The sequence below is a fragment of the uncultured Tenacibaculum sp. genome (assembly GCF_947494125.1).
Classification (GTDB): Bacteria; Bacteroidota; Bacteroidia; order Flavobacteriales; family Flavobacteriaceae; genus Polaribacter.
The window spans coordinates 734266-754371 of sequence record NZ_CANLTU010000001.1 but is presented as its reverse complement, the minus strand read 5'-3'; the positions used below and the strand labels follow the sequence as shown (position 1 = coordinate 754371).

19 protein-coding genes and 1 riboswitch are annotated in these 20106 nt (G+C 30.5%); of the genes, 15 read left to right on the top strand and 4 right to left on the bottom strand.

Annotation, left to right across the window (positions count from 1 at the left end; genetic code table 11):
- Positions 1-136: 136 nt before the first annotated feature.
- Positions 137-1753 carry a hypothetical protein gene (locus tag Q0881_RS03405; protein ID WP_299156982.1) on the bottom strand — a complete coding sequence of 539 codons (1617 nt, stop codon included), beginning with the start codon at positions 1751-1753 and terminating at the stop codon, positions 137-139.
- A gap of 187 nt (positions 1754-1940) precedes the next feature.
- Here Q0881_RS03405 and Q0881_RS03400 point away from each other — a divergent pair, with 187 nt between their 5' ends.
- Entirely contained in the window at positions 1941-2219 is a 279-nt protein-coding gene (locus Q0881_RS03400) for a hypothetical protein (protein WP_299156980.1), read from the top strand.
- A gap of 104 nt (positions 2220-2323) precedes the next feature.
- Positions 2324-2830, top strand: coding sequence for a ferritin (locus Q0881_RS03395; RefSeq protein ID WP_299156978.1), 507 nt, complete (start codon positions 2324-2326; stop codon positions 2828-2830).
- 81 nt (positions 2831-2911) lie between these two features.
- On the opposite strand, the gene ahcY is transcribed toward Q0881_RS03395, so the two are convergent.
- Positions 2912-4228 carry an adenosylhomocysteinase gene (gene ahcY, locus Q0881_RS03390; protein WP_299156977.1) on the bottom strand — a complete coding sequence of 439 codons (1317 nt, stop codon included), beginning with the start codon at positions 4226-4228 and terminating at the stop codon, positions 2912-2914.
- A gap of 63 nt (positions 4229-4291) precedes the next feature.
- Here ahcY and Q0881_RS03385 point away from each other — a divergent pair, with 63 nt between their 5' ends.
- The 4 genes from Q0881_RS03385 (at position 4292) to Q0881_RS03370 (ending at position 6476) form a co-directional block, all read left to right on the top strand.
- The gene (locus Q0881_RS03385) at positions 4292-4918 is read left to right on the top strand and encodes a 4'-phosphopantetheinyl transferase superfamily protein (protein WP_299156976.1); all 627 of its coding nucleotides are present in this window, start codon (positions 4292-4294) and stop codon (positions 4916-4918) included.
- A 70-nt stretch (positions 4919-4988) separates the two neighbouring features.
- Positions 4989-5249: a hypothetical protein gene (locus Q0881_RS03380; RefSeq protein ID WP_299156974.1), complete on the top strand. Its 261-nt coding sequence runs from the start codon at positions 4989-4991 to the stop codon at positions 5247-5249.
- Positions 5233-5865, top strand: coding sequence for a nicotinamide riboside transporter PnuC (gene pnuC / locus Q0881_RS03375; protein WP_299156972.1), 633 nt, complete (start codon positions 5233-5235; stop codon positions 5863-5865). The genes Q0881_RS03380 and pnuC overlap by 17 nt, the downstream gene beginning before the upstream one ends.
- Positions 5826-6476 (top strand): ATP-binding protein, encoded by a 651-nt coding sequence (locus Q0881_RS03370; RefSeq protein WP_299156970.1) that lies wholly within the window; start codon positions 5826-5828, stop codon positions 6474-6476. The genes pnuC and Q0881_RS03370 overlap by 40 nt, the downstream gene beginning before the upstream one ends.
- A gap of 36 nt (positions 6477-6512) precedes the next feature.
- Here the strand turns inward: Q0881_RS03370 and Q0881_RS03365 are convergent, their stop codons facing one another.
- Complete coding sequence (locus Q0881_RS03365; RefSeq protein WP_299156968.1) at positions 6513-7577, bottom strand: hypothetical protein; 1065 nt, start codon at positions 7575-7577, stop codon at positions 6513-6515.
- Positions 7578-7712: 135 nt separating this feature from the next.
- Here Q0881_RS03365 and arfB point away from each other — a divergent pair, with 135 nt between their 5' ends.
- Together arfB and Q0881_RS03355 are read left to right on the top strand one after the other, a co-directional pair.
- Complete coding sequence (gene arfB / locus Q0881_RS03360) at positions 7713-8117, top strand: alternative ribosome rescue aminoacyl-tRNA hydrolase ArfB (RefSeq protein WP_299156966.1); 405 nt, start codon at positions 7713-7715, stop codon at positions 8115-8117.
- A gap of 87 nt (positions 8118-8204) precedes the next feature.
- Positions 8205-8296, top strand: a riboswitch (TPP riboswitch).
- 141 nt (positions 8297-8437) lie between these two features.
- Positions 8438-10783, top strand: a complete 2346-nt coding sequence (locus Q0881_RS03355) for a TonB-dependent receptor (protein WP_299156964.1) — start codon at positions 8438-8440, stop codon at positions 10781-10783.
- Between the two features lie 61 nt (positions 10784-10844).
- Here Q0881_RS03355 and Q0881_RS03350 read toward each other — a convergent pair whose 3' ends face one another.
- A complete protein-coding gene (locus Q0881_RS03350; protein WP_299156963.1) occupies positions 10845-13019 on the bottom strand; it encodes a DUF5916 domain-containing protein in 2175 nt (724 codons plus the stop codon).
- 221 nt (positions 13020-13240) lie between these two features.
- Between Q0881_RS03350 and Q0881_RS03345 the strand changes: the two genes are divergently transcribed.
- The 7 genes from Q0881_RS03345 (at position 13241) to Q0881_RS03315 (ending at position 20040) form a co-directional block, all read left to right on the top strand.
- A complete protein-coding gene (locus Q0881_RS03345; RefSeq protein ID WP_299156960.1) occupies positions 13241-14308 on the top strand; it encodes a histidine kinase in 1068 nt (355 codons plus the stop codon).
- Positions 14305-15009, top strand: coding sequence for a response regulator transcription factor (locus Q0881_RS03340; RefSeq protein ID WP_299156958.1), 705 nt, complete (start codon positions 14305-14307; stop codon positions 15007-15009). Before Q0881_RS03345 ends, Q0881_RS03340 begins: the two co-directional genes overlap by 4 nt.
- A 305-nt stretch (positions 15010-15314) precedes the next feature.
- Positions 15315-16304: a hypothetical protein gene (locus tag Q0881_RS03335; protein ID WP_299156957.1), complete on the top strand. Its 990-nt coding sequence runs from the start codon at positions 15315-15317 to the stop codon at positions 16302-16304.
- Between the two features lie 628 nt (positions 16305-16932).
- Positions 16933-17091 carry a hypothetical protein gene (locus Q0881_RS03330; RefSeq protein ID WP_299156955.1) on the top strand — a complete coding sequence of 53 codons (159 nt, stop codon included), beginning with the start codon at positions 16933-16935 and terminating at the stop codon, positions 17089-17091.
- A gap of 163 nt (positions 17092-17254) precedes the next feature.
- Positions 17255-18181: an MBL fold metallo-hydrolase gene (locus Q0881_RS03325; protein WP_299156953.1), complete on the top strand. Its 927-nt coding sequence runs from the start codon at positions 17255-17257 to the stop codon at positions 18179-18181.
- Positions 18182-18376: 195 nt separating this feature from the next.
- Positions 18377-19078 (top strand): DNA-binding domain-containing protein, encoded by a 702-nt coding sequence (locus Q0881_RS03320; protein ID WP_299156951.1) that lies wholly within the window; start codon positions 18377-18379, stop codon positions 19076-19078.
- Between the two features lie 425 nt (positions 19079-19503).
- Positions 19504-20040 carry a hypothetical protein gene (locus Q0881_RS03315; protein WP_299156949.1) on the top strand — a complete coding sequence of 179 codons (537 nt, stop codon included), beginning with the start codon at positions 19504-19506 and terminating at the stop codon, positions 20038-20040.
- Positions 20041-20106 lie beyond the last annotated feature (66 nt).

The following is a 20106-nucleotide window of genomic DNA, read 5'->3' as shown; positions in this document are numbered from 1 at the left end:
TATAAATAACCTAAAATATATAGTTGTATAAAATCATAGCCCTTTTTCAGAAACAAAAGTATAAAATAAAACCACCTTCACAATAAAAAATTATGAAGGTGGCTACTATATAACCGAAAATCAATACTATATAAAACTATTTTAATTTTGCTTTAATTAATGCTATCTCTTTCGCTAAATTTTTTAACTGTTTGTTTTCATTCCTTAAAATCTCCATTTCTTTACTCAGTTTTTCAACTACTCTTTCTTGCTTTTTTAACTCTTGTATTTCTTTTTCTTGCTGAATGGTATATAACGTTAACTCTTCAATCTTCTCTAATAATTTAGCATTCATTTTACCCAACTCTATCCCTTTATTTTCTTTTACTTCTTTAGCTGATGGTATGTTTGGTAAATGCCCTTTTTCTTCTATGTGTTTTTCTACTTCTTTTAGAGTTGGTAAATCGTATGCTTTGTCGAATACATAATCTGGCCAATTTACTTTTAACTGTACTTTTACCTCTTCAGTAATTGTTTTTCCTGCTATTGCTAATTTATAACCCGTAGGAATCGTCGTTGTTCCAATACCTACATTTCCATTTTGTAAAACCCTTAATTTTTCATTTCCCGAAGCTAATAAAACTAAATCTTTACCTTCTCTTGCTCCCATTATAGTTCTTCCTGAATCCCAAGAAAGAATTCCATAATCGGAATTAAGCCCCCAAGTCATCACACCATCTCCTCTAAATTTAAATCTATTATTAAGTTGAAATGTTGTAACAGAAGATAAACCTGTATCATTAATTTGAAGTTTAGCATTCGGAGATACAGTTCCAATACCTACATTACCATTATTAGTATTCATTACTAAAGAATGATCAACACCATTGCTTGTTCTATTTTTATCAAAACCAAAAAAACCAAAAACATCTCCTATTCCTCCTATATTAACCACATGATCACTTGCTGTTTTTTGTCGAATCAACGATTGATAATGCCCTGTTTTTAATTGTGTAGATGAATTAATTCCTCCAGTATCTGTTTTCCCTGTAAGCCAAACACCTTGAGATGAAGCAAAATTAATATTCCCATTTACATCCAACTTAGCAGTTGGTGTAACAGTCCCTATTCCTACAAATCCATTATCAATATTCATTATCAATGAATGATCAATACCGTTACTTGTTCTGTTTTTATCAAAACCAAAAAAACCAAAAACATCTCCTATTCCTCCTAAATTAACGACATGATCACTCGCTGTTTTTTGTCGAATCAACGATTGATAATGCCCTGTTTTTAATTGTGTAGATGAATTAATTCCTCCAGTATCTGTTTTCCCTGTAAGCCAAACACCTTGAGATGAAGCAAAATTAATATTCCCATTTACATCCAACTTAGCGTTAGGAATAGTAGTACCTATCCCCACAGCTCCATTTCCTTTAACTGTAAGACCACTTCCTTGATTAAAAATTTTTAAATCATACCCAACTCTACTAGTAAAAAACCCTAATTGTTTAGAAGATGTACTTCCTTCTCCTAACCACCACATTTCAGCTCCATTTTTATCATAACCGCCTATCCAACCATGAAAACTATCACTTGTACCTTCTTCATTACTATTTTGAATTTTAACTACAGGAGCACTACTTGCTACATGAAGAATTGTTGATGGAGATGTTGTTCCTATTCCTACATTTCCACCTGTATCTGTAACTTGTGCTTTTAATACTAAACTACTTGTCATTAAAGCAATCATTAATATTACTTTTTTCATAATAATTATTTTTAATTAATAAAATGTATAGAAAGAAGGCTAGATTATAAATAACCTAAAAATGTGTCGTAGAAAATCATAGCGCTTTTTCAGGAGCAAAATTATAGAAAAAAAGGGAGTTTATATAAGAGTTTTCACATTTCTACTATCCTTCTTTAGATTCATTAAAAATAAGTATATTTGTCAAATGAATTTATATGTAAAGAGTACCTCTTATAAAATATCTTCTGGAAATAGAAATTGTTACCAATTAGATTTAGGCTACAAAGTAATCGATTTTACTTTTTGTCAGTTATTAGCATTTCGAAAAAAGATACTATACTATTCTTCTTTCGATTCTATAGAAACAATTATTGAAGAGGATAATTTTATACTTCTTTTTGCGGCAGACAATAAACACTTACTATTACTCGATGTTCCTCAAATTTTAGAACTTAGAGAAGTCGTATTATCAGCTTTCAGGTAAGTAAAAACCTTTACTAAGACTATTTTTAAATTACATCCCCTACTCTTTTTACATTCATTTATTCTGTACCTTTATCTTATACCCACAACACTAAATAAGATATTATGGAAACAGCAATAAGAAGAGATATGATTTTGGATGTAGCAGTAGTAGATTTGCTAAACCATCAAATAATGATGGAGCAAAAAGCTTCTTCTAAATATTTAGCCATGGCTTCATGGTGCGATCAAAGAGAACTTAGAAACAGTGCTACCTATTTTTACAGTCAGGCTGAAGAAGAAAGAACACATATGATGAAAATCTTCAAGTTTGTTAATGACAATGGAGGAAGTGCATTATCGCCAACTGTTTCAGAAATTACGCATGAATATGAAAGTTTACGAGCTGTTTTTGAAGCTTCTTTAGATGCTGAGATAGAAGTAACCAAAGCGATTCATCATGTATTTAAAACCGCACGAAAAGTAGGAGATTTAACTTCTGAAATCTTTTTACAATGGTTTGTTACCGAGCAAGCTGAGGAAGAAGAAAAAGTAAGAGATATTTTAGATATGATAGACCTTATGGATGATATGCCTTTAAAAATGATTGATGAACGCATTCCTACTGCTTAAACAGTATAATAAAGAAAACATATTAAATAAAAAAGGTTCGTATTTTCATACAAACCTTTTTTTATCTTTATACTATATATCTTAGTATCTGTAGTGCTCAGGCTTATAAGGACCTTCAACAGTTACACCAATATAAGATGCTTGTTCTTCACGTAATTCAGTTAACTCAACACCAATTTTAGCTAAGTGCAATTTTGCTACTTTTTCATCTAAATGCTTCGGCAACATGTACACTTCATTTTCGTATGCATCACGGTTTGTCCATAATTCAATTTGAGCCAATGTTTGGTTGGTAAATGAATTAGACATTACAAAACTTGGGTGACCAGTAGCACAACCTAAGTTTACCAAACGACCTTCAGCTAAAATAATAATATCATTTCCGTTTACGTTGTACTTATCAACTTGAGGTTTAATAGTATCTTTAGTATCACCAAAGTTACCGTTTAACCAAGCCATGTCAATTTCGTTATCAAAGTGTCCAATGTTACAAACAATAGTTTTGTCTTTCATTGCTTCGAAATGATGTCCTTGAACGATGTCTTTATTACCAGTAGTAGTAATAATAATATCAGAATTACCAACAACCGTTTCTAATTTCTTAACTTCAAAACCATCCATTGCAGCTTGTAACGCACAAATAGGATCAATTTCAGTAACAGTAACGATAGAACCTGCACCTTTAAAAGAAGCAGCTGTACCTTTACCAACATCACCATAACCACAAACAGTAACACGTTTACCTGCTAACATAATATCTGTAGCTCTACGAATTGCATCTACAGCAGATTCTTTACATCCATATTTGTTATCAAATTTAGATTTAGTTACAGAATCATTAACGTTAATTGCTGGCATTGGTAACGTTCCTGCTTTTACTCTATCGTATAAACGGTGAACTCCAGTAGTAGTTTCTTCAGATAATCCGTTAATTCCAGCAGCTAATTCTGGGTAACGATCTAAAACCATATTTGTTAAATCACCACCATCATCTAAAATTAAGTTTAATGGCTTTTTATCTTCTCCAAAGAATAATGTTTGTTCAATACACCAATCAAACTCTTCTTCAGTCATATCTTTCCAAGCATATACTGGTGTTCCAGCAGCAGCAATTGCAGCAGCAGCTTGATCTTGAGTAGAAAAAATATTACAAGAACTCCAAGTAACCTCAGCTCCTAAAGCTTGTAAGGTTTCAATTAAAACCGCAGTTTGAATAGTCATGTGTAAACATCCTGCAATTCTTGATCCTTTTAATGGTTGCTCATCTTTATATTCTTCACGTAAACTCATTAAACCAGGCATTTCAGCTTCTGCCAATTTAATTTCTTTTCTTCCCCAATCAGCTAAAGAAATATCTTTAACTTTGTAAGGAACGTATGCAGCGGTTTTTGTGCTCATATTTTTGTATATTTATGTATCTAAAATTTTGAGTCGCAAAATTACGAAATAACTTTCTAAAATATGCCTATTCACAAAACATTAACGGTAAACGAAACCTCTAAAGTATTGATTTGGAAGATTGAAGAGTCTTTTGAAGATTTATCTAAAGACATTGTACTTACGCAAAATAGTGCAGATCGTGTTAATAACATGAAATCTGACTTGCATAGAAGAGGCTTTTTAAGTGTTCGGCAATTGCTAAAAGAAGTTGGATATACCGATGCTGACTTAGTGTATGATGAATATGGGAAACCACATTTAAAAGACGGAAAGTTTATTTCTATTACACACTCGTTTACTTTTTCTGGTATTATTGTTTCTAGTGAAAAGCCTGTTGGAATTGATATTGAGAAACAACGCGATAAAATTGTGAAAATTGCGCATAAGTTTACGCCAATAGAAGAATATAAATCAATTGCAAACCACGATGCCTTAGTAAGTAAACTTACTATTGTTTGGGGTGCTAAAGAAAGTTTATATAAAATTTACGGAAAGAAAAAACTACTCTTCTTAGAAAACATTTACATAGAAGATTTTTCGTTTGAAACCAATCAAACTACAGGTAAAATTTTATACGAAGGTGTTACTTCTGAATACAAAATAAACTTTTTAGAAACGGAAAGATTTACCTGTGTATATGCTAGTTAAAAGTTAACTACTTTAAAAACCTATATTATAGCTTACTATACTATATTTGTTCTCCTAATTTATTTTTACAATGAAAATATCTGTTGAATTGACTTTGACTCCCCTTCAAAATGAATTTGAAGAACCAATCATCAATTTTATAAAAAAGCTAAGAGCTTCTGGATTAATAATACTCGAAAATCCATTGAGCACGCAAGTGTATGGCGATTATGATACAGTAATGCAATTAATTACTTCCGAATTAAAAAACACATTTGAGTTACTAGATAACGGAATCTTATTAATGAAAATTGTAAAATCTGACCGTAGCGATTATGAACCAAATTTTTGATTTTCTTTTTGGCCAATACGCCACTTATGAACCTTTACATATTTGGCTAGAATTTATTGCTATAATCTTTGGTCTTTTATCTGTTTGGTATTCGAAACAAAATAAAATATGGGTCTTTCCTACTGGAATGATTAGCACCTCTATATTTGTTTATTTGTTACTAAAATGGCAGCTATTAGGAGATATGATGATAAACGGGTATTATTTTATAATGAGTGTTTATGGTTGGTATATTTGGACACGTAAAATTGATGCAACACATATTACTCCCATTTCAAGAACAACACCGAAAGAAAAGAAAGCCAGTGTTTTTATTTTTCTAGCTACTCTAGTTTTTGTGTATGCTGTGTATACTTATTTCGACAAATGGAATAACTGGACAGCATATATAGACACCGTTACCACTGCCGTATTTTTTGTTGGAATGTGGTTAATGGCAAAACGTAAAATTGAAAACTGGATTTATTGGATTATTGGTGATATTATCTCAGTTCCTTTATATTTTTATAAAGGCTTTACGTTTACAAGTCTACAATATTTAATCTTTACCTTTGTAGCAATAGCAGGTTATATAACATGGAAAAAAAGCTTAGACAACAAAATATCAATCTTGTAAAGGTTGTTTTATTCGGACCAGAAAGTACTGGGAAAACTACACTTTCTGGACAATTAGCGCGTCATTATAATACTGTTTGGACTCCCGAGTTTGCTCGTGAGTACCTACAAGACAAATGGAATAACGAACGTAAAGTTTGTGAACAAAAAGATATTATTCCAATTGCTGAAGGTCAGATTACCTTAGAAAACGAATTGGCTAAAAAAGCTGACAAGGTTCTAATTTGCGATACGGATTTATTAGAAACTAAAGTATACTCTGAAGAATATTATGGAGGCTTTGTAGACCCTATTCTTGACGAAGCTGCGATTGAAAACACCTATGATATTTATTTTCTAACCTACATTGACACTCCTTGGGAAGCCGACGATTTACGTGACAGGCCTGAGCAGCGTTTAGAAATGTTTAAAGCTTTTGAAAATACCTTAAAAAAATACAATCGTCCGTATGTTTTATTAAAAGGAGACAAAGAAACTCGTCTTAAAAAAGCTGTTCAAATTATTGATGATATCCTTTCTAAAAAAGAAGACTTATATTCTTTTTCAGATACATTAACTGACTTAGATATGCATTTTATGCATCAAACTAATATTGATAATACTCTCTTATAAAAAAAGGGTAAATGTTAAACATTTACCCTTTTTTTATTATTTTAATGATTCTTTAATCTTATCAGAGGATACACTAGCTCTTTTCATAGAACCCGTCCAAAAGTTGAATAAGTAATTTTTATCTGGTTCTCCTTTTCTTGTAAAACTTGTAATAATCTTATCAAGTAAAGCATTCTCTTCTTCTGTCATTTCTTTATTAGAAACTGCAACAACCAACATTTTAAACTCCTTTTGGCTATTTGCGTAACTTGGTTCTCTAACGCCATGTTTTTTAACTAATTCAGCAGGAGTAACCGTTTTAAATCCATCAGCTGTAAAAGAACCATATTCATTAGGTACTGGTTTTGGGTTAACCGCTACTTGAATATCTTTTAATTCATTTGCTTCCGCTAAGCCCATTAGATATAATTCTAAAATACTAAATGGAGAACCATTACCTCCATTAGCAACTGTACCAAAAGGTCTTTCTTTTCCAAAATTAGATGAATTTGGGTTTTTATAGGTTACCGTTCCTTTATAGGTGTTTCCACTAACATTACTCGTTTTATCAAAACCTCCTAGATTACCTCCAACACTAGAATATCCCCAATGATGAGGGACAGTAGTCTCTAGAAAGTCGAAATTTGCCCAATTATGACAAATCTCGTGTAATAATGGTCCGTTTTCAATACTTGACATCTTTGGCATATAAAGCACACTTTTTAATTTACCATTTGAATCGTATGAATTACTATTATTAAAAATTTGTTTTGCAATTCCTTTTACCTCATTTTGTATAGGATGGTTTATACCAACGTACGGTACACCTTTTGGTGACTCAGTTTCTGGTGTAACAAATAGAATAAAATCAAAATCATCTTGAAGACTCTTATATACTTTCTGCGTGTACTTTTTATAATCTATCTTATCATTCAAAAAGTTTTGATATTCAGCAGGTGGTACTACAAAATTTATAAATTGTTGTTTACTGTCTATTCTAAATTCAGTTTTTACTTCATTAGTAGGGTTTCCTTCTGAATTGTCAACAATTTCATCTTTACTACAAGAAGCTAGAATTGTTAATATAAATACGGCAATAATACTGTGCTTTTTTAGCAACATAGTTTTAAATATTAAGGGGGTTAATTTTAAACCTCAAAATTAAACTAACACTCACATACTGTCAAAGAAAAACACATTCAATTTAACTTAAAATACTATGCTTTTAAAAATATATCTTTGTTTCTTTTCATAATTATGGATGAATTTAAAATTATCAAAGAATTAAATTTCAAAGCAGTTCGCAGCTCTGGTGCTGGTGGTCAGCATGTAAATAAAGTATCTTCTAAAATTGAGTTAACTTTTGACTTAGAGAGCTCTCATGCATTGTCTATAAGGGAAAAACAATTCTTATATAAAAACATCGCTACGCGTTTAACTAAAGAAAACATCCTTATTCTTTTTTGTGATGAAAGTAGAAGTCAGCATAAAAATAAGGAACTGGTTATAAAGCGTTTTCTCAAACTAATAAAACAAGGTTTAAAAAGACCTAAAATTAGAAGAGCTACAAAACCAAGTAGAAGTTCTGTTATAAAAAAGACTGAAAATAAAAAACACCAAGCCTTAAAAAAAACACTTCGAAAGAAACCTCGATTAGACTAAGTATTTATTTTTTTTAAACTTCTTATACCTCGTAAAAATTATCAATTCTTTACACGCTATTATAAAAAACAACTTTACCTTTGCATCGTTCTCGTAAAGGGGTGCCAACTATAGGCTGAGATCATACCCAATGAACCTAGAACAGGTAATGCTGTTTAGGGATTAGAACGTTAAGAAACCATCTAATAGATATTTTTAATAAGTGTCAATTATAGGTTAACGTTCAACATTTAATTATTCAACAAAAACAAAGAATAATTACCTCTTTTTATTCCATTTTATTTTATAAAAAAATGAGACCGATGTCTTTTATTAAACAAATGAAGATTCTATCTTCTTTAATTGTATTATTTGCAACGTTTACTGCAAATTCTCAAAATGTTATACTTTCTGGTAAAGTAGTTAACAATAACCAAGAGCCACTTGTAGGAGCAACTATTGCTGTTAAAAAATTAAAAAAAGGAACTTCTGCTGATTTTGAAGGAGCTTTTAAATTAAGTCTAGCCAAAGGAACACATACTATTACCGTTTCTTATGTTGGATTTAAAACTCTAACTCAAAAAGTTGAAATAACAAATAATCAAACGATTAACTTTCAATTAACATCTGATGCGAATGTTTTAGATGAGGTATTAGTTTCTGCTGTTCGTGTAAAGGCAGATGCTCCTGTTAGTCATTCTAATTTAACTAAGAAAGATATTGCTAAACGTAATTTAGGACAAGACATTCCTATTTTAATGAACTATTTACCAAATGTTGTTTCTTCATCTGATGCAGGAGCTGGTGTAGGTTATACCTATATTCGAGTTCGTGGTTCGGATGCTTCTCGTGTAAATGTTACCGTTAATGGTATTCCTTATAACGATGCAGAAAGTCAAGGTACATTTTGGGTAAATATGGGCGATTTTGCTTCTTCTACTCAAAGTTTGCAATTACAACGTGGTGTTGGTACCTCAACTAACGGTTCTGGTGCTTTTGGAGCTAGTTTAAATATTTTAACTGATGCCGTTGCTGAAGAATCTGGTGGGGAAATTTCAAATTCTTTTGGTTCATACGGAACTAGAAAACACACTGTAAAATTTACGACTGGTAAAGTAAATAAGCATTTCGAATTTGCTGGGCGTTTATCTAATATTTACTCTGATGGTTATATTGATAGAGCTTCAACTGATTTAAAATCATACTTTTTACAAGGAAGTTATACGGATGATAATACCTTAATTAAAGCCTTAGTTTTTGGCGGTAAAGAAAAAACATACCAAGCTTGGGCAGGTATTGATCTTGCTCAACTAGAAACAAATAGAAGACAGAACCCTTATACTTACGATAACGAAACTGATAATTACCAACAAGACCATTACCAGTTACACTGGAATGAAAGAATAAATAACAATTGGTCTACAAATATTGGTTTAAACTATACACGTGGTAAAGGATATTTTGAGCAATACAAAGCTGGTAGAGATGCTGCTGATTATAATAACTTAATTGTTGATGGAAGTGATGTTATTGTAAGAAGGTGGTTAGACAATCACTTCTACGTAGCAAATGGGAATGTAACTTATAAGAATGATAAGCTTGAAATTATAACAGGAACTTCTTATAGTAAGTACGACAATGAACATTATGGAGAAGTAATTTGGGGAAGCGATTTAGCTCCTAATACAAATATTAGAGATCATTATTACGATAGTACTTCTAAGAAAACAGATTGGAGTGTTTTTTCTAAAGCAACCTTTAATGTTACTAACAACTTAAAAGCTTTTTTAGACATACAAGGTAGGTTTGTTAATTATAAAACTTCTGGTTTAACTTCTGATAGAAACCCTATTAATGTAGACAAAGATTATAATTTCTTTAACCCTAAAGCTGGTTTAACCTATAAAGTAAACGAAAAACATAGTATTTATGCTTCATATGCAAAAGCAAACAGAGAGCCTAATAGAAACGATTTTGAAGGCGGAAATTCTAAACACGAAAGTTTAGACGATTATGAATTAGGTTGGCGTTTTTCTAGTCCTATTGCTAAGGTAAATACCAATGTGTATTATATGGACTACCAAAATCAACTAATCTTAACTGGAGCTATAGACCCTAACACAGGTGAGCCTTTAAGAGCTTCTAGTGGTAATAGTTATAGACTAGGTATAGAAATAGATGCTGATCTTAAATTATCAGAGCATGTTTCTATGCGTCCAAATATTTCTTTTAGCCAAAATATAAATAGAGATTATCATGCTAAAATTGATGGTGTATTACAAAACTTAGGAAATACTACTATTACTTTTTCGCCAGATATTGTTTTCGGAAATGCACTTGTGTATAAACCTGTAAACAACTTACAATTGGCATTCTTATCTAAATACATTGGTAAACAGTTTATGAGTAATTTAGATAGTAAAGTTTCTAATTTAGATGTACTAAAAGGTTTTTTTACAAGCGATTTTAATATTGTTTATGAAATTAAAACCAATAAAATATTTAAATCTATTGTACTTACTGGTTTGGTAAACAATATTTTTAACAAAGAATATGTAGACAGAGGTTATTACTATACGTATGACGATACTTGGTCTAACCCAGGAACCACCAAAACCGTAGATGGTTCTGGATACTATCCGCAAGCAACTAGAAACTTTTTACTTGGAGCTACACTAAAATTTTAATGGGAGAAATGCTAAGAATAAAAAAAAGAGCCATACAATTGTATGGCTCTTTTACTTTTTATTAAAAATCGAATCTATAATTCATTTTAAAGGCTACTCCCCAATTTTGTCGTGTAATCTCTTGATTAAAATTATCTGAAATTACGAGATAGATATAAGACAAGGGTTTGTATTCCCACTGTAGCCTTGTATTTATATTAAAGTTATCAAACTGTGTGTTGTACTGTACATAGGTAGTCCAATTTAATCGGTTAGAAAAGAATACTTCACCAGTGAACCTTGCCAGATGGAAGGTATCATTCCCTAATTCATTTAAATCAATATCATTACGTTCGTATCGTAGGTACAATCGTGCCAAAGGCATTAATTTATATTCTACTCTGGCTATTAAACGATTTCTAGAACCTCCGTAATAACTTCCCAATTCATAATTACCTCCATATTCCAATTTTTTATTTCTAATAGAACGGTATCCTGCAGAAAATCTATAATAGTTATAAACACCAGGCATAATATAGTTTCCATTTCTTAAGGGATCAAAAGCGAATTTTAAATTCACATAATTATGTCCTACACCTCCATAAATTAAGGAATTATCATTAAACAATAAGTCGTTATTAATATTTGTAGACGATTGTGAGACTACTCCTTCTTCATCAAAATAGGTGCTATTTGACAACCCTAAATATTTATGTGAATTAATCTTTTTAGACTTCTTAGGAAAATAAGTTAAACTTAATCGACCAGTAGCTTGCGTATATCCTTCTCGTACTATTATTTGATTAATAGCATCGTAATTATCTAATCTTGGTACAAAACCAACATCGGTAATATAATTTCTTCCTACTTTCCTTACAGAGGTTTTCCAAGATGTTTTTAAACTATTGTACCAAAGACTCAAACTATAAAACTTATTATCACCAGATACATTACTGGTAAAACTCTGTGCATAGTTTGCCAATCCAGTCCATTTATTATTTTTCGAGTTATAATTTAAATTAAGTCCGGCTACCCTATTATAATCATCTAGAAACGAAAAACCATCCGTTTCTTGTCTATTAATTACAAATCCAGTAGTTCTAAAAACATTAGACAATTGTTGTTCTACTACAAGCGCTCCATAATTTTGAGCTGGTTTGCTCCCTTCTTTTTTAGTAGCAACATTAAGAATTCCTAAACGTGTTTTCTTTGCGATGTTTCCAGAAAGCTTTAATCCAAAAGAAATATCGGTTTCGGCTCCTATTCTTCTAGAATAAAACGGATTTATACCGCTTACACCTAATGATGTAAATAAATCGCTATTTTCTAAAAAGAAATTACGCCGCTCTGGGAAAAACACTGCAAAACGACTAAGGTTTGTAACTTGAGTATCTACATCTATCTGCGAAAAATCTGGATTAATAGTAGCATCTAATTTTAAAGAAGAACTTACATTGTATTGTAAATCTAAACTTGGTTTTACGTTTGACGCATTCGATTTATTTACCAAATCCTCCTGATAGTCCATAGTTAACGATGGTGTTATTGTAAACTTAGTAGGCTTATTATCTGATAAACTTTCTATTTCAAAAGATTTAGACAAACGCAAATCAAATTGTGAGAAATTACGATCTATTTTAGTACTGGTAGTCCATTCGTTGGTTTTAATATCTCTAGTATGAAACATCACTCCCCAATTAGGATTGTCTTCTTTATAACCTAACGCTTTTAATGGAATTTCTACTTCAAATATTTTTTGATTTCCTTTTACAGATGTTTTAGCATTCCAAACTGCATTCCAGCTTCTACTTAACCAATAACCATCGCCTTTTCTAGATACTAATGCATCAACTAAAGTACCTCCCATATTAACAATAAAAAAGTAGCCCGATTGTTGTTGATTATAGGTATCTATAACAATAGCAAAAGAATCGCTATTAGCTCCCGAATTCCCAATATCATCGCGTTTTAACGATCCTATTTGTACCTTATTAGTTGTATCGTGATACACCGCACTTATGTACAATTTCTTTCCATTATGAAACATTTTTACAACTGTTTGCTTTGTTGCTACACTTCCATTATTAGGCATATAATCAATAAAATCATCGTGCACATCCAATTGAGTCCAAATAGGTTCATTTAACTCACCATCCAATTTAATGGTGCTATTGTTAAACACAATTTTATCTTGCTTTTGTGCATGGGTATAGAAAACTCCTAAAAGAAGTACTACTAATAAAACAATTCTTTTCATTTTTTAAATTTCAATAATTAAACATATTGCTTGGGCGGCTAAAATATTATGAGAAGTAATTGCTTTTAAAAAAGTAGACTAAAAGGCTGTTTTTGCCTCTTGAAACTTATGAAGTCTAGAATTTTGTTTTAGTCTATCATATTAAACTATTAAGCTACTTAAATTCTTATTTAAGCTACTTTTAGTTTTCAATATTATTTATATCGTATTTTAGGCCCTTAATGAGTTTTGCAAAAAAAATAGCTTCTTTACTAAGAATCCCCTTAATACGTCATTTGTTATTTTGGTTAGGGATTTTTTCTTATTTCTTAATTACATTAGAAGCAGCGTATTTTAGCAGTTATTATCAAGGTGTTGAATCGCGTTTAATTATGCTTTTAGTACAAATTATAACAGCTTATACTACGCTTTATATACTAATGCCTTATTTTTTAACTCCTAAAAAATATATTCAATTCAGTATTTATTTACTGCTCTTACTCTTCTTTAATTATACTCTTTATGTTTGTATTCAAGAGTTTTATCACCTACCAAAGTATTTTAATAATCCTCAAAGTACTACTGGGTACGATTCTATAAAAGGTTTCTGGGATCATATTTTTAAAGTACAAACTTTTACAGGTAAATCAGTTAAGTTTTTAACGCCAACCATTATATTATTAACCATTAAGTTTTATAATGAAAGGCAAACCTATCTTAAAGTAAACGAGCAAAAGAAGACTACTGAGTTAACAACGTTAAAACATCAATTAAATCCACATTTTTTATTTAATACCTTAAATAATTTATATGCGTTAACCATAGAGAAATCTGACGAAGCTCCTGAAGTAATTGCAAAACTTTCTGAAATGTTAGATTATATGCTCTATGGATGTAATGAAGAGTTTGCCGATTTACAAAAAGAAGTAGAACTTATAAAAAACTACCTAGCTTTAGAAAAAGTACGTTATGGTACTCGTGTTAGCATTCAATTTAATGCACCTAAAAGCTCCAATGCTAAAATTGCCCCTTTAATATTATTAACCTTTATAGAAAATGCTTTTAAACATGGAGTTTCTCAAGAATTAAACAAAGCATTTATTAACATAAATATAGTACTAAAAGAGGAGTGTATTCATTTTAAAATTGAAAACTCAATTGCCGCTAATAAAATCCCTGCTCGTAAAGAAAGTATTGGGATTAGCAATGTTAAAAAGCAATTGGAATTACTGTATGCAAACACCTACGCTTTAGATATTAATGAAGAAAGCGATAATTTTTATGTTGATTTAAAAATTCCGATGAAATGAGCTACAAATGTTTAATTATTGACGATGAAGAATTAGCGAGAAGATTGCTAAAAAATCATTTAATGCAATTGGATGATTTTGAATTGGTAGCTTCTTGTGCTAGTGCCATTGAAGCGAGTAAAATTTTACAAGAAAATACTATAGACTTATTATTTTTAGATATTGAAATGCCTGTTTTAAAAGGCATTGATTTTTATAAAAACTTATTTCATAAACCTAAAGTTATATTTACCACTGCGTATAGAGATTATGCTATTGATGGCTTTGAACTCAATGCTGTTGACTATATTTTAAAGCCCATAACCTTTCAACGTTTTTTTAATGCAATTGAAAAATTTAGAGCGCTACAAATAGCGAGTACCCCTACTCCAATAGTTACTCCTACTTCTGAAAACAATACTTCTTTTATTTATATAAGAAAAGATAGAAAGCAGGTAAAAGTTAATTTTGAAGATATTCTATATATTGAAAGCTTAAAGGATTATATAAAAATTCATTTAGCTAACGAGCATCATATTACTAAAACCAGTATTTCTGCTTTTTTACAAAAGGTAGATTCTCGTTTTATTAGAATACATCGTTCTTATATTATTAATAAACATCAGATTACTGCCTATACTAAAAACGATATTGAAATTGGACGTGCAGAAATTCCTATAGGTGATAATTATAGAAAAGATATTGATGTTTTTTTGAACTAGTAATTATATAATAACCAATAGCATCTATAAATAATGTCATTCTAAAAGTTACCTCAACCTAATTGCAATTAGCATATATAAGATACTATTTATAAATTCTCAACATCCCCGTCTCAAACGTTACAAAATCAAGTTGCAAAAAACTACTTTTTCCGTTAATCCAAAACTTTAAACCGTTTATTACTTTATAACTTCCGTTTATTCATTTTCGTTTTACAAAAACATTTGCTTTTACTAGTTTCGTTTCTAGATCAGATCAACATCCTAATTATTTTATAAAATATATACCACTAAAATTCAACAGTATGAAATTAAACCAAACATCCAGAAAAATCATACTTTTAACATTTTTATACGTGTTTTTAATTACTTCTTGTAATGACAATACAGATGTTATTATTTCAGAGTTAAAAATTTCCAAAGAGTTATTTCCAAATTCGTCTAATTATTCTAACAGAACTGACAGAGAAGGGAATTTTATATATACTCCTGAATACCCTGTAAGGTTTTCTCCTCTAAGCTCCCCAGACAATCATGGTGAAATATTTCCTAATGTACAAGTAAAAAATAATAACTATAGAATAGAATTTATAGCTGGGAAATATCAACGCGGTTTTTTTTTCGATAGAGGTCCCACGTATATTAGTGATCAACTCACTACTGAATTTGGCTTTGTTGTTCGTTTGTATAATTTTAAAATAAAATCATTCGAAAGCGTAAAAATCATGAAAACACTTACTTTTAGAGGCTATGGCAAAGTAAGATATGCCCATTCTTTTATTGAAAAAGAGCTTGAAAAATATCCAGCAGATCAGTTTCTTATAATGGGCTTCATGGGACTTTTTTGGACAGGAGATATGACTGTTGGCCCTGGGGTACCTATGGGGTCAACCAGCTGGAAACATCCAACAAGAATGGATTGGACATTAACTGATATTCTTAATCATAAAAATAAAGAAAACTCAATAAGTCCTCAAATAATTAAATCATATATAAAAAATATTCATGAGGCATATCAAACAATAACAGCTTCACAACACATGGGAAATTATAGAGTTATAATTAATGATCATAATTACGACGCAACAAGACTTGATTTTAATTCTGCAGCTGCCGAATGGAGTTTAGATCATTCAGAAGAAACTTTTATAGAATTCTTAAGACCAGCAATAATAGCATCTATGGATTCTATTAGAACAATAAGAATTCTAGGAAATACTCCCATTGACGATTTGTCTGCATTTAATTTTGAGTGTAGATTATCCTTACCTTGGGCAATCGGACATTCTATATAAAACATTAGAGAGAGTTACCAATAAAAATTTTAAAATAACCAATTAATAATTAATTCTTTTTCGCGATGTACATATTGCCTTTATTTTTAACTACTCTAAATAAAGGCTTTATACTAATTCTGCTGAAGAAATTTTATGAAACCAATAGCATCTATAAATAATGTCATTCTAAAAGTTACCTCAACCTAATTGCAATTAGCATATATAAGATACTATTTATAAATTCTCAACATCCCCGTCTTAAACGTTACAAAATCAAGTAGCAAAAACTACTTTTTCCGTTAATCCAAAACTTTAAACCGTTTATTACTTTATAACTTCCGTTTATGCATTTGCAATAGGCATAAGTATTCCTTTTTACTACCTTTAATTTCCATTAAATGTATGTTCTAAGTAAGGCTACGCTGCGTACTATGCATGGTTTTTAAGTAATTTAACTTAACAACAATCACTTTTATAAATCCAAAACAACTTGTATAGAGTTGCAGTTTGTAGTCTTACTATAACAGTATTTTAGAATATAACATTAACTGTTACTAACCAGTATGAAGGTATATGAACTTAAAAAGCGAGTATTATTATGTGGGATCCTTCTAAAAAACTCTTATTCTTATTAATTTTAGCCTTTATGCCTTTAAGTATACTTTCTTATTTTTTAATTGATTGGAATCATTTTAATAAAAGCACCAATGCAGCAATAGAGAAATTAAGTTTAACCTTTGCTTTTATAGGTTTTATGTTCTGTTTCTTATTTTCTTTTTTAAGAAAAGTTAAAGAAGACAAATAATGCATAGCTAATATACTGCAACTAGAAAAATTTGGTCTATAAAAAGAACCTATCTGTCTTTCATAATCAATAATTAAGCTAAAATTTAAAAACACTCTCTTTTTAAAATTACTTTTACTTATTCAATAATATATATTATAACTATAAACAACAATATTGAAAAATGGTAAAAGAAACGATACGCTACTTTTTTCTCATAAGTCTCTTAACTAATTGTATAAATGCTCAAAACAACTCTTTTGACTTTGAAGTAACCCCCGTTACAAAAAATGTATACAGTATCGTTTCTCCATCTTTTGGTTTACCTACTCCAGAAAACAAAGGTTGGAATGCTAACAGTCATTTTGTAGTTACTAAAGATGGCGTTTTATTATTCGACACAGGGTCTTCTGAAACCATTGGAAACAAAATTAAAAATGCTATTAAAACGGTTACCAACAAGCCTGTTCGTTGGGTGATTAATTCGCACAGTCATGCCGATCATTGGTTAGGAAATGCTGCTTTTTCCGAGGCTGATATTTTTTCCAGCAAAGAAGCTAAGGAAACCATGAAAAAGTACGGAAAGGAAGATCTTGCTTTTTACAATCGTGTTACCAAAGGAACTATTGGAAAAACACAACTAGTATATCCTACAAAACTCATTACTAAACATCAGAAAATGAATTTGGGAGGGGTAGAAGTTGAATTCATTTTTTCTAACAACAGTCATTCCCATGGTGATGTGTTAGTTTGGTTACCTCAACAGAAAATAATCTTTGGCGGCGATGTATTAAGTTCTAGTTGGATGCCTATTATTATCAATCCAAAAAAGGTTCCTGACTTAATTCAAACCCTAAATACCATAGCTAAGTTAAAACCTAAACATGTATTAACAGGACATGGAGTAGTTACGAATGGAAGTACTATAGTACGTGATGCTAATCTGTTATCCAATGTTTGGCAACAGGTAAAAGAAGCAAAATCGAACGGAAAAACGAAAAGTGAAGTTCTTACAAGTATTGAAACTAAGCTTGCTCCTACCTATAAAGACCTGTATTCTAACTTTACTTCGGAGATAAAACGTTATGTTGAGGTATTATATAAACTATAATAAATATAACATATTAACTCAAAGGTATTTACAAAAAATTCGTATCTTAGAAGAAGCTAAAACATGTACTCTTTAGTACATCTTCCCTTTTACTTCCCTTATACCATAGTATTTTAAATAACCTTACCAAGCTTATAGTTTCGCAAGTATTTTGCTAGCTGTTAGGAAATAAGTAATGAATTTAAAATTGAACTTATGAAATACTATTTAACAAAAAACCATTTAAGTGATGAGGATAACTACATCGCCCGAGTAATAACTACTCGTACTCTAAACCAAGCTAGTTTAATTAATAAAATGTTGCATAAACGCACCTTGATAAGTAAAACAGACATACTTGCAGTGCTTAATTCTTATTATGAAACTATTATACAATGCATTAAAGATGGGTACGCTATTAATTTACCTCTATACAATATCCATTATTCTATTAGAGGGGTTTTTGAAAATAGCGAAGCTGTATTTACAAAAGATAAACACCAGCTACACATAAAATTTAACAGTGGTAAATTACTTAAAAGAGTACTCAATGAGGTAGCAATACTAAAAGAAGTTTCTCCGATGGTAAGCATAGAACTTACGCAAGTACTGGATGTAGCTACAAATACCATCAATACTACAATTACCTCAGAAGGGCTGTTTGAACTGGAAGGTATTCGTTTAAAAGTAGCTGGAACAGATACTGCAGTAGGTTTGTATTTTGTATCAGAAGATGGTAGCGAAATAAAAGTAAATCGTTTTTCTCGCAATACCTTTAAAAATATAATAGCCCAAGCACCTAAGCTTGCAGCTGGTACGTATACAATTTGTATTAAAACCCAAGCTACTTCAAAACCAAACACCTTTTTAAAAGAAGTACGTACATTCAATGCTCCTTTTATCCTCACTGTGTTTTAATGCTCTTTTTACCTACGTTTAACAGATAACAGACACTGTTGTATAAAGACAGCATACCGAGTGGTATAATAACACTATACCACTCGGTATGCTGTTGCTTCCATTAGGCTTTATCTAACACTTTCATTAGAGGTAAAGTATTTGTTTACTTAGTAGCAAAGTTTTATACACACTAAGCAGCGAATAAAACTCTCTCTAAACACTTAATATTACTAGTACATAAATACTTTTCATTTCCTTATAAAAGGATTATTGTTTATATACAAATCTTAATGGTTTAATAAGCTTATATTTTATTTATAAACTATTTCCATGATTTTTATCAAACTGCTAAGATTCATAAAACACCTACTCCTAGGTATTTTTAAGCACTGTCTTTCTATCTAATTTCGGTTTTAGAAAAATAAACTAAAACATTATCAATTATGAAAAATGACTTAATTTTAATGAACTCTAATCATGAAGATATAAAATCTTCTAGCCTTAATTCTCCTATATATCATTATAGGAATCAAGAAACTAAAGGATCAACAAGAACAAAAGGACAGGTAACTCTTACTGATTTTGGAAATAAAATTCAAATGTATGCTTGGTTTGATGTTAGGAAAAGTGGAATGTTTGGTGTTGGTAAAGGTGCTTTAGCTTTTGAAATGTTAAATTCAAATTTTACTCCAATTGTTAGTCTTACAAAAGGTTTAACTGTAGGTGCAAGATTTCCTCAAGGAACCAACCATAAAGACTGGGATAAAACTATTGATATTACGGGGAATTTAGCTAACGACATCAGAAATAACGGATTTGTTTGTGCTACATCCATAAGTACAATTTCTGATTCTATTGGACTTCCATCAAATAAAGCTGAGTGGAAACAACTAATTTCTGATTTAACTCCTATAATAGCATTGGCATATGGAGACTATATTACTATTGGAACATGGATGTTTACTAAAATTAAGCAATAATTAAAACTAAGAATATGTAAGGTGAATTTTATTCCTTATTTATCTATCATGCTTCAAACGCTAAAC